At 67.5% G+C, this 10,179-nt stretch carries 8 protein-coding genes and 2 pseudogenes; 4 read left to right on the top strand and 6 right to left on the bottom strand.

The genetic code is table 11. The features are described 5' to 3' along the window. Both B2W70_RS04100 and B2W70_RS04095 read left to right on the top strand, forming a co-directional pair. Positions 1-221: pseudogene (locus tag B2W70_RS04100) on the top strand (alpha/beta hydrolase); the annotation flags it as partial. A gap of 45 nt (positions 222-266) precedes the next feature. Then, positions 267-1,043: an enoyl-CoA hydratase gene (locus B2W70_RS04095; protein WP_286743135.1), complete on the top strand. Its 777-nt coding sequence runs from the start codon at positions 267-269 to the stop codon at positions 1,041-1,043. 91 nt (positions 1,044-1,134) lie between these two features. On the opposite strand, the gene B2W70_RS04090 is transcribed toward B2W70_RS04095, so the two are convergent. Beyond that, positions 1,135-1,869: a 2OG-Fe dioxygenase family protein gene (locus B2W70_RS04090; RefSeq protein ID WP_286743132.1), complete on the bottom strand. Its 735-nt coding sequence runs from the start codon at positions 1,867-1,869 to the stop codon at positions 1,135-1,137. 13 nt (positions 1,870-1,882) lie between these two features. Continuing rightward, positions 1,883-2,302 (bottom strand): acyl-CoA thioesterase, encoded by a 420-nt coding sequence (locus B2W70_RS04085; protein WP_058088313.1) that lies wholly within the window; start codon positions 2,300-2,302, stop codon positions 1,883-1,885. A gap of 90 nt (positions 2,303-2,392) precedes the next feature. Here B2W70_RS04085 and B2W70_RS04080 point away from each other — a divergent pair, with 90 nt between their 5' ends. Further along, positions 2,393-4,231: an ABCB family ABC transporter ATP-binding protein/permease gene (locus B2W70_RS04080; protein WP_286743130.1), complete on the top strand. Its 1,839-nt coding sequence runs from the start codon at positions 2,393-2,395 to the stop codon at positions 4,229-4,231. Between the two features lie 44 nt (positions 4,232-4,275). Here B2W70_RS04080 and B2W70_RS04075 read toward each other — a convergent pair whose 3' ends face one another. The 4 genes from B2W70_RS04075 to B2W70_RS04060 form a co-directional block, all read right to left on the bottom strand. Beyond that, positions 4,276-5,274: a DUF4394 domain-containing protein gene (locus B2W70_RS04075; RefSeq protein WP_286743127.1), complete on the bottom strand. Its 999-nt coding sequence runs from the start codon at positions 5,272-5,274 to the stop codon at positions 4,276-4,278. A gap of 61 nt (positions 5,275-5,335) precedes the next feature. Further along, the gene (locus B2W70_RS04070) at positions 5,336-6,175 is read right to left on the bottom strand and encodes a prohibitin family protein (protein WP_286743125.1); all 840 of its coding nucleotides are present in this window, start codon (positions 6,173-6,175) and stop codon (positions 5,336-5,338) included. 85 nt (positions 6,176-6,260) lie between these two features. Then, positions 6,261-6,818 (bottom strand): cohesin domain-containing protein, encoded by a 558-nt coding sequence (locus B2W70_RS04065; RefSeq protein ID WP_286743122.1) that lies wholly within the window; start codon positions 6,816-6,818, stop codon positions 6,261-6,263. A gap of 53 nt (positions 6,819-6,871) precedes the next feature. Continuing rightward, on the bottom strand, positions 6,872-9,550 hold the full coding sequence (locus B2W70_RS04060) for a C25 family cysteine peptidase (protein WP_286743119.1): 2,679 nt from the start codon (positions 9,548-9,550) through the stop codon (positions 6,872-6,874). A 310-nt stretch (positions 9,551-9,860) separates the two neighbouring features. On the opposite strand from B2W70_RS04060, the pseudogene B2W70_RS04055 reads away from it, so the two are divergent. After that, positions 9,861-10,179: pseudogene (locus B2W70_RS04055) on the top strand (amidohydrolase family protein); the annotation flags it as partial.

The following is a 10,179-nucleotide window of genomic DNA, read 5'->3' as shown; positions in this document are numbered from 1 at the left end:
CCGCCATCCGCCAGCCCATCACGGCCGTGCTCATGGAGGACGACGAGCTCATCAGCCCGGATGGCATCCGCGCGCTGTATCGCCTGTACGCGGGTGCCCAGCTTCGTTTCGAGTCCCTGCACCCCCACGCCCACGGGCTGAAACGGCTGGGCCATTTCGGCCTGTTCCAGCCCCATGCTTCGAAGCTGTGGCCGCAGGCGCTGCGCTGGCTCGAAGCCTGACACCATCTTTTTGCCCCCACTGCCTTTCACAACGAGGAGACACCCATGTCCAACGACATCCTGGCCCACCGCGAAGGCGGCATCCTGACGCTGACCTTCAACCGCCTCGACAAGAAGAACGCCATCACCACGGTGATGTACACCCGCCTGGCGCAAGAGCTGGAGCAGGCCTGCGAAGACGACGCCGTGCGCGTGGCCGTGATCCAGGGCGACGTGAGCTGCTTCACCGCCGGCAACGACCTGGCCGACTTCCTGAACAACCCGCCGAACATGGCCGCTGACGCGGAGCCGGCACCGGTGGTGCGCTTCCTCAACGTGCTGCGCACCTTCCCCAAGCCCATCGTCGCCGCCGTGGCCGGCCCGGCCGTGGGCATCGGCACCACGCTGCTGCTGCACTGCGACCTGGTCTACGCCGGTGACAACGCCGCTTTCAGCCTGCCCTTCGTGAACCTGGGCCTGTGCCCCGAAGCCGGATCGGCCCTGCTGCTGCCTTCGCTGGTGGGCTACCCGCGCGCCGCCGAGAAGCTGATGCTGGGCGAGGCCTTCTACGCCGAAGAGGCCGTGGAGATGGGCATCGTCAACCGCATCCTGCCGCCGCAGGAGGTCAATGCCTACGCTCAAGGTCAGGCCACCAAGCTGGCCGCCAAGCCGCTGGCCGCGCTGCGCGCCACCAAGGCCGTCATGAAGATGGGCCAGGTGGGCCTCAAGGCCATCATGGACGAGGAGCTCAAGCTCTTCGGTGCGCTGCTGCGCGGCCCGGCCGCCAAGGAAGCCATCAGCGCCGTGATGGAAAAGCGCAAGCCCAACTTCCAGGGCATGTGAGCGCAACAGGTGATCGGGTGGGCGTGGCCTCGTGCCCGTCCACGCTGCTCACCGTTGGCGATGCAAGGGGGCGCGACGGGCGCTTGAGCCGTCAAGGCCCCTGAAAGCCACCCTGGCGAAACGTCAGCACCAGGGTGTCGCGCCAGCCATGCTCGCCCAGCGGCTGGATGGGCGTGGACTCGTGGATCACGCGCTCGTCGTCGAGCAGCAGCGTGCTCCAGGGCTGGTCGAGCGTGAAGCGCACGCCTTGCGGGCCATCGGCCTCGAACACGCGCGTTTCACCGCCCTTGATGCCGTGGCGGCCCAGCATGATCACGGCCACGAAGTCGACGCCATCGCGGTGGGCGCCTTCCGGCGTGGGGCGGCCGATGCCGCCGGTGGTGTCGACGCGGAACTGGTGCGCCTCGATGTACCAGGCGGGCACGGGCTTGACGCCAGCCAGGAAGCCTCCGAGCTTGCGCAGCAGGGCTCGCCACATCGGGTGCTGCGCGATGCCGTCGGGCACGGGCTCGAACCAGCGCTCGAAGCCGCCGTGCAGCGCGTTGTAGGTCACCGGTTGCCAGTGGGCCCGGTGCGGCGTCTGCGTGAGCGTTTGTGCCGCCGTGTCGTACACGAAGCAGCTGTGCCGGCGAAAGCGGTAGTGCCCGCCATCGCGCAGGTGCGTGTCGGGCGGCAGCTCGTTCCAGCTGGCGTGCAGGGCCTCGGCCTGGGCCGCGTCAGCGGGCAGCCAGGGGTAGAGCAGCGTGGTGGGCAGCAGGGCCCAGCCCTCGGAGGTCAACGACGAAGAAACCTCACCCAGGTTGGTGGGGGTGGCGATGGTGCGCATGGCGATGTGGGAGTCAGGCGGGCTGAGCCGGGCGAGGGCGCCCGTCGCGGTCGATGGCCACGTAGGTGACGTTGGCCTCGGTGACCTTCACCAGGATCGGGTCGGAGGGGCGGCGCTCGGCCCAGACCTCGACGTGCACGGTGATGGAGGTGCGGCCGATCTTCTCGACGCGGGCGTAGAAGCTCAGCAGGTCACCGACCGACACCGCATTGCGGAACACGAACTCGTTGACGGCGATGGTGGCGACGCGGCCGCGCGAGATGCGCGCGGGCAGCACGCAGGCGGCGAGGTCGACCTGCGCCATGATCCAGCCGCCGAAGATGTCGCCGTTGCCGTTGGCGTCTTTGGGCATGGGCATGACGCGCATGACCAGCTCCATCTCGGGATGCAGGTCGGGCGGGGTCATCAGGGCGGGGCTGGTCGGTTGGGTCATGGGCGTGCCAAAACTGGGTGGGCCAAAGCGGGGTGAGCCAAAGCCGTCGACAATGGACGGTCTCGTTTGTTGGTACGCCATTGTTCCAGAATGCGCCGATTCGCACAGGCTTCAAGTCAAACCCCTGTCACCTCAGGTCCCAACCCGGGGCCCGCCCGCAGTGACCGCGACACGCTCGCCCGGCTGTGGCCCTACCTGTGGGCCTACAAGTGGCGAGTGGTGGCGGCGCTGGCCTTCATGGTGGGCGCCAAGCTGGCCAACGTGGGCGTGCCCGTGTTGCTCAAGGACCTGGTCGACACGCTGGCGCCCAAGGCGGGCAGCGCCGAGGCCCTGCTGGCGGTGCCTGTGGGTTTGCTGCTGGCGTATGGTCTGCTGCGCCTGTCCACTTCGGTGTTCGCCGAGTTGCGCGAGCTGGTCTTTGCCAAGGCCACCGAGGGCGCGGCGCGCAGCATCTCGCTTCAGGTGTTCGGCCACCTGCACGCCATGAGCCTGCGCTTTCACCTCGAGCGCCAGACCGGCGGCATGACCCGCGACATCGAGCGCGGCACGCGGGCCGTGCACTCGCTGATCTCGTACTCGCTCTACAGCATCATCCCCACGCTGATCGAGGTCACGCTGGTGCTCTCGCTGCTGGCCATCAAGTTCGACATGGCCTTTGCATGGATCACGCTGGCTGCGCTGGTGTTCTATGTGGCCTTCACGGTGACGCTGACGCAGTGGCGCACGCGCTTTCGGCGCGAGATGAACGAGCTGGACTCCAAGGCCCACACGCGCGCCATCGACTCGCTGCTGAACTACGAAACCGTCAAGTACTTCAACAATGAGGCCTTTGAAGCGCGGCGCTACGACGAGGCACTCGAACGCCTGCGCCGCGCCGGGGTCAAGTCGCAGCAAACGCTGTCGCTGCTCAACGCAGGTCAGCAAACCATCATCGCCATCGGCCTGATCGCCATGCTCTGGCGGGCCACACAGGGCGTGGTCGAAGGGCGCATGACGGTGGGCGACCTGGTCATGGTCAACGCCTTCATGATCCAGCTCTACATCCCGCTGAACTTCCTGGGCGTGATTTACCGCGAGATCAAGCAGTCGCTCACCGACCTGGACAAGATGTTCACGCTGCTCGAGCGCGAGCGCGAGGTGGCCGATGCCCCCGATGCCCGGCCGCTGCTGCTCAAGGGCCCGCCATCGGTGCGCTTTGATCACGTCGATTTCGCCTATGACCCCGAGCGAGCCATCCTGCACGACGTGAGCTTCGAGATCCCGGCGGGCAAGACGGTGGCGGTGGTCGGCCCATCGGGCTCGGGCAAGTCGACGCTGGCGCGGCTGCTCTACCGCTTCTACGACGTGCAGGGCGGGCGCATCACCATCAACGGCCATGACGTCACCAGCATCACGCAGGACAGCCTGAGGCGCGCCATCGGCATCGTGCCGCAGGACACCGTGCTGTTCAACGACACCGTGGCCTACAACATCGCCTACGGCCGGCCCGAGTCCTCGCAGGACGAGGTGATCCAGGCCGCGCAGGCGGCGCACATCCACGGGTTCATCGCGTCCACGCCCAAGGGCTACGACACCATCGTCGGCGAGCGGGGGCTGAAGCTTTCCGGGGGCGAGAAACAGCGTGTGGCCATCGCGCGCACGCTGCTCAAGGACCCGCCGATCCTGGTGTTCGACGAGGCGACCTCGGCGCTGGACTCGGCCAACGAGCGCGCCATCCAGGCCGAGCTGGCGGCGGTGGGCGAGGGCAAGACGGTGCTGGTGATCGCGCACCGCCTCTCGACCATCGTGAACGCGCACGAGATCCTGGTGATGGAGGCAGGGCGCGTCATCGAGCGGGGCACCCACCCGGTGCTGCTGGCGGCCAATGGGCGCTATGCGCAGATGTGGCGCTTGCAGCAGGCCTCGGGTGATTCAGCCGGGGCGGTTTGAGCTCAGCCCTGTGTGCGCGCGCAGGTGCTGTGCGCCGCCTCGGATCAGGGTTGAATGGCCATGCCCAGCACGGTGCCCAGGCGGTCGCGCTCGCGCGCGGGGCCGATCAGGCCGATGAGCTTGGCCTGACCTGTCTTCAAGTCGATGGTGTAGAGGCGCGAAGTGGTCGAGCCGATGCGCCCGGTCACCAGGTAGGCGTTGTTCTTGACGTCGTCGATGTCCAGCGAGGCGTGGTCGAACGAATGCACGCCCAACGGGCCCACCGTGCGCAGCTCGCCCGTGTTGGGCGAGACCACCGGGGTGGCGCCCTCCGGTGAGCCCTGCATGACCAGGTGGCCTGCCCGCGCGTCGATGGCGTAGTTGGTGGTGATCTTTTCGTTGTCCTGGTTGTAGGTGTAGCCGGCCGCCACGATGCGAGGGGCGCTGCCGGCTTGCTCGTCGCCATCGGCGTAGCGCAGGGCCCCGTCAGGTTGCACGCCGTCCACATCGGGCTGGCCATCGACCTGGGCACCCGTGTCGGGGTGCAGGCGCAGGTTGTCTCCCCGGTCGCCGACCACGCGGATGCGGTCCACCGCCGGGTTGAAGTCGAAGCCGAAGGTGCGTGCCTGCGGCAGCTTCACGCCCGAACCAATGGCCTGGACCGCGCCGCTGTCGGGGTTGATGCGCAGCAGGCGGCCGCGCGTGCTCAGGGCAAACAACTCTCCGCGAGCGACCCGGAAGTCCATGCCGAGGATGCTCTCGCCTGGCAGCAGGCCTGTCAGGTGCACGCGGCTGAGCAACTCTTCGGGGCGATCGGCCTGGAAGCTGATCAGGCGGTGGCTGGCGGTGATGGCAAGCAGCCGCTCCTGTCGCGGGGTGGCCTCGGCGCGAACTTCTTCAGGTTGCGCCTGGACGCGGGCGGAGGGCTCTGCAGGCCCACCTTTGAGCCAGTCGGGCACCCATGCGCAGCCACCCAGGCTCAGCGTGCCCAGCAAGCTGGCGGTGATCAGCAGCGCGCGAGCGCGAGGGTGGGGCTGCAGCGGTGTTGGCGACAGATCGGGCATGGTGCTCCTCGATGGGGTGGGCGTCGGCGGCTGGGCGCTCAGTTGGCGATGCCTGCGGCTTTCAGGGCTTGTTCGGGCTCAGCTGGATGAAGGGCGTGGCCCCACCTGTGACCTGCGGCAAGTTGCCATCCCATTTGCGGATGGCCTCGCGTTCGTTCTCGATCTTGCGCAGGGCCAACAGGTCGGGCGTGATCTGCTGGCGTTGCAGGGCCAGGGCGTCTGCTTCGGCCTTGGCGCTGGCAACCTTCTGCTTGGCCTCGACCTCGATGCGTTGCAGGTCGCGTTCGGCCTTGAGCTTTTCCTGCTCGGCCTTGACCTTGGCTTCGATGGCCTCGGCGAAAGAGCGCGAGAAGGCGAAGTTGACGATGGCGAACTCGTCGAGCACCAGGCCGTGGCGCATCATCTTCTCGCGCAGCAGCGCACCGATGGCGTCGCGCACCTCGGTGCGGCGCGTGACCAGCTCTTCGGCGGTGAAGCGCGCGGTGACGGCTTTGACGGCCTCTTGCGCGGCGGGGATGATGATGCGGTCGGCCGCGATGTCGGTGGTCGGGCCGATGTTGCGAAAGACCTCGACCGCGTGCTTGGGGTCGAGGTGGTAGTTGATGGCGATGCGGGTGTGCACCGACTGCAGGTCGCGCGAAGCGGCATCGCCTTCGCCCTCGCCTTTTTGCAGGCGCACGTCCATCACGTGCATGGTCTGGGCCAGTGGCACCTTGAAGTGGATGCCGGGCTCGTAGACGGCGTCATCGGCCTTGCCGAAGGTGGTCTTGATGCCGCGTTCACCGGCAGAGATGACCGTGATCGGGTTCAGGGCCGACAGCAGCACCACGGCAGCGACGCCGAGCACCACGAGCTTGATGACCCGCGAAGCACCGGACGCGGGTTGGCCGAAACTGGACATGGATCCTCCTGGGGAACATGGCTTGTGCGGCCATGCTACCCCAGGGGATCTGGCGCCGGATGCCCGGCACCCAGGCGCCTGTGACTCAGCTGCGACGCGAGCGCAGGTGGGTCATGGCCAGGCAGCCAGCCAGCATCAACGCCAGGGCGCCGGGCTCCGGCACGGCCACGGTCACGGTGGCGAACTTGTAGGCCGGCAGGGTGACCTCCAATGCGCCGTCTTCAACGAAGGGCTGGAGCGTGTTGGCCAGGGGCGTGACCAGGCTCTGGCCCACGTTGAGCGCGGTGAAGTTCAGCGTGGCCAGCTTGACGTCCCCAGGCAACGGGCTGTTGGTGGCGAAGTAGGCGTCGCTGAGTGTGCCCGAGGCGTTGTCGATCAGGCCGCCGCTCTTGGCGAACTCCCAGCTGGCCGGGATGACGACGCTGTCCAGGCGCAGCACGGCCGGATCGAAGCTCAGGCCGAAGCCCCCGCCCAGAACGGCCTCGGTGAAGCCCGATGCCATGAGGTTGAGCGAGAACGTTTCGCCCGGCGCCACGGTCAGGGCGTCGAGGTCGAACGACACACTCTGGGCCTGGGCGGTGCTGCAAGCCAGTGCGATGCACAAGGTGGACGCTGCGGTGGCGATGGAACGGATGGCGGTCATGTGGACTCCTGATGGTGTGGTTGAACGTGTGAAAGAGGGCGGCTTTGGTGGGTTCAGCGACCGCTGGTGTGCCAGGCCGAGGGGCCAGGGCGCGTGGCAAACAGGCGACGCACGGCGCTCAGGTCCAGGCTGTTGACGACGCCGTCGCCGTTCTGGTCGCCGGCTCGCCCGCTGGTGCCGAAGTCGCGCCGAACGATGGACATGTCGATGGTGTTGACGATGCCGTCGTTGTTGAGGTCGGCATCACAGGCATCGCCATAGCCGTCGAGGTCGGTGTCGCGCTGGTTGGCGTTCTTGACGCTGACGCAGTTGTCGCGGCTGTCGGCCACGCCGTCGCCATCGGTGTCGGTTTCGGTGCTGGCAACCTGGTCTGCCGTGCCTTCGCCGGCTGCGGCGCGCACGATCACGTTCTTGGGCGGGTTGTCACCCAGGTCGATGCTGGCGTTGCCGCCTTCATCGGCCACCCCGCGACCGACCACCGTGCCCTTGACCGGGTCGATGGCGACGACCGTGACCCAGTCACCCTCGGGGATGGGTCGGTCGTTCGGCTTGAGTCGCACACGCAAGAACTTGCCTTCCAGAACGGCCTGGCTGATGCCAACAGGCCAGGGCAGCAGGCCTTGGGGGCTGACGCGCAGCTTGACGGTCGGGTCGCCCAGCAGGTTGTAGATGTTGAGCTCGTGGCGCAGGGTGGCCACACCGGGCTGGGTGCCGCTCGAGTTCAGCGGGTGGCTGTTGGCCGCCGAGCCCGCTGCGACCTGCTTGATGTAGGTCTTGGCGTAGTTCAGCAGGTCGCCCAGGCGCTTGGACGGCGCGGCGCTGCCATAGGGCAGCAGGCCGGGGAAGATGCCATCGAACAGGCCCAGCGTCATGTGGTTGTTGGCCGTGGTGCTGCTGATGCGGGTGTCACCGATGACGGCCAGCGCCCCGTCCGACTTGCGCAGCAGCGCTTCGGCGAAGTAGGTGCTGATCATGCTCGGGCCATAGCCGGGGGCGACGAACTGCGGTGCCAGGTCCACGGTTTCGTTGTCGAAGATGCCCGAGGCGCAGTTGATGCTCAACACCACCGGGAAGCGGTTGCCGGTGACGGACACCGAGGCCACGTCGGTGGTGCTGAAGCCCGGGTGCGACCAGCCCGTCCACCAGCCGTGGTCGCGGTGGTAGACCAGGGCGCTGCCGGCGTTGATGCTGGCCACCACGTCGGCGCTGTTGGCGTTCCAGGGGAAGCCGGGCTTGCGCAGGGCCGCAGGGATGGCGGCGCCGCTGTTGTAGAAGCGCGGGTCGGAACCGTTGGGGGCCCAGTACAGGCGCGCCACGTTGTAGCCCAGTGAGTTGGCATGGTTGCGCACGATCTCGCTGGTCTCGACGAACCAGCGCTCGTCCTTGATGCCGCTGTCATCTGCCTGGAAGTGAGAGGCGAAGGTCAGCCGGTTGTAGAAGTCCGAGCCGACGATCGGGTTGACCGGCGGGAACAGCTCGTAGGACTTGACCTTGGAGACGATGGTCTGGGCCTGGGCCAGCGTGTCCACCGGCAGGCGCCCGATGCCGAAGGGCGGCACGGTGAACGCGTCCGAGCCCGGCGCGAACTGGCCGTACCACATGTCGCCAGCGCTGCGGGCGTATTCAGGGAAGTTGGGGTCGGTCGAGAAGGGGCTGATCTCGTCGTAGTTGGTCGGGATGAACTCCGCGTCACCCATGAACAGCACCCACTTGGGTCGCACGATGTGGGAGTTGTAGAAGTTGGCGATCCAGTTGCGGATCTGGGTGCGCGTGGCCGTCGGGCTGGCGCCGGTGATCTCGCTGGTGGTCACCACGCGGGTCGAGATGCCCAGGGCCTGCTTGTGGGCCTTGAGGTCGTTGGCCGCGTCCAGGAAGTTGGGGTGCGTGACGATGAGAAAGCGCGCGCCAAAGAAGCTCGGGTTCAGGGTCAGGCCCGGCGGCACGCAACGCAGCTCGGCCGCGATCTGCTTGTTGAGCGCGAAGCGCATGGCCGGTTGCGGCAGCGCCTCGATGCGCTGGTCTATCGGGTCGAACCCCTTTTCCTGGCGCGTGGTGACCCATTCCTTGTTGAGCAGGCGGTCGTAGGTGAAGCAGCGGCCCGGGTGCTTGATGGTGACGAGGTAACTGGGGTACCAGGTCAGCACCTGGTTGGACGGGTCGTAGCCATACGGGGCCAGGCGAAAGCCCTCGACGCGCACGTCCCCTTGGCCGATGGGCAGGTTGCCGCGCGACTGTCCGGGCTTGAACACGCCCTTGCCCCAGGTGTCGGGGTTGAAGACGAAGGGGATCTTGGCGTCCTCCTCTTTCTCGCGCGAGTGCTCGGGCGGCTGCACCGGGTAGATGCGCGCGCTCAGGCGCTGGATGCCACCTTCCGGCACGATGCTGACGTCGGGCGACTCCTTGAGGTCAAGCGGCAAAGCGGCGGAGAAGCCGCCTGCGGGCAGCTCGGGCAGGCCGGGCTGGCTGTTGTCCACCGCGAAGCCACCTTCACGCAAGGAAAAGCGCTGGAAGGCACCCGAGTCGGTCTGCACGGTCTCGAGCACGGGTTTGGGCACGGTGATCCGCACCACGGTCTGGTCGGCGTTGCTGGAGATCAACTGCACCAGCGAAGCTGTCTGGGCGTGGGCGGCCCAGGGCAAGGCCAGGCTGGCGGCCAGGGCGATGGGGCGCCAGGTCAGCGCACGTTGGGGGGGGCGGCTCGAGCGGGCCGACTGAGAGGGGCTGGGCATCATGAGGTCCTCGTCTGCGTTGGGTGGACCCGGCCGAGAGGGGTGCGGCGGGTGTGTGCAGACTAGGGCTTCATCCTTTTGGCTGATAGCCCCTGCTCCCTAGCCCTTGGGGTGCGAATTCGCTCCGACTGGCGGACCTAGGGGGGCCGAATGGGGGTGGTTTGGCGCGATGGGTCTTTTCTGGGGGTGGGGTCGTGTCCTTGACGGGGCATCGCCAGGTGCCTCGCTTGCGGCGAAAATCGGAGATCCCTGGCCCCTGACACCCAACGTGTCAGCGCCCTTGCTTTTTGGCTCCTCCTTGTTCCCCACGACCATGACGAACCTCGCCCAGCTCACCCTGACCCGCCCCGACGACTGGCACCTGCACCTGCGCGATGGCGCCGCCATGGCCTCGGTGGTGCCCGCCACCGCCAAACAGTTCGGCCGGGCCATCGTCATGCCCAACCTGCGCCCGCCCGTGACCACCGCCGAGCAGGCCGTGGCTTATCGCGACCGCATCCGCGCGGCCGTGCCCGCTGGCGTGAAGTTCGAGCCGCTGATGGTGCTGTACCTGACCGACAACACGCCCGTGGACGAGGTCAAGCGAGCCAAGGACGCGGGTGTGGTGGCTTTCAAGCTCTACCCTGCAGGCG

Origin of the sequence: Aquabacterium sp. UBA2148 (assembly GCF_002328915.1) — a bacterium.
GTDB classification, from domain to species: domain Bacteria; phylum Pseudomonadota; class Gammaproteobacteria; order Burkholderiales; family Burkholderiaceae_C; genus Aquabacterium; species Aquabacterium parvum.
This window is presented reverse-complemented; position numbering and strand designations above follow the sequence as displayed.

Bases quoted from the DNA above. Each gene is read 5' to 3' on its own strand.
- B2W70_RS04090 (WP_286743132.1), bottom strand. From the start codon at position 1,869: ATGCGCACCATCGCCACCCCCACCAACCTGGGTGAGGTTTCTTCGTCG.
- B2W70_RS04065 (WP_286743122.1), bottom strand. From the start codon at position 6,818: ATGACCGCCATCCGTTCCATCGCCACCGCAGCGTCCACCTTGTGCATC.
- B2W70_RS04085 (WP_058088313.1), bottom strand. From the start codon at position 2,302: ATGACCCAACCGACCAGCCCCGCCCTGATGACCCCGCCCGACCTGCAT.
- B2W70_RS04060 (WP_286743119.1), bottom strand. From the start codon at position 9,550: ATGATGCCCAGCCCCTCTCAGTCGGCCCGCTCGAGCCGCCCCCCCCAA.
- B2W70_RS04080 (WP_286743130.1), top strand. From the start codon at position 2,393: ATGCGCCGATTCGCACAGGCTTCAAGTCAAACCCCTGTCACCTCAGGT.
- B2W70_RS04070 (WP_286743125.1), bottom strand. From the start codon at position 6,175: ATGTCCAGTTTCGGCCAACCCGCGTCCGGTGCTTCGCGGGTCATCAAG.
- B2W70_RS04075 (WP_286743127.1), bottom strand. From the start codon at position 5,274: ATGCCCGATCTGTCGCCAACACCGCTGCAGCCCCACCCTCGCGCTCGC.
- B2W70_RS04095 (WP_286743135.1), top strand. From the start codon at position 267: ATGTCCAACGACATCCTGGCCCACCGCGAAGGCGGCATCCTGACGCTG.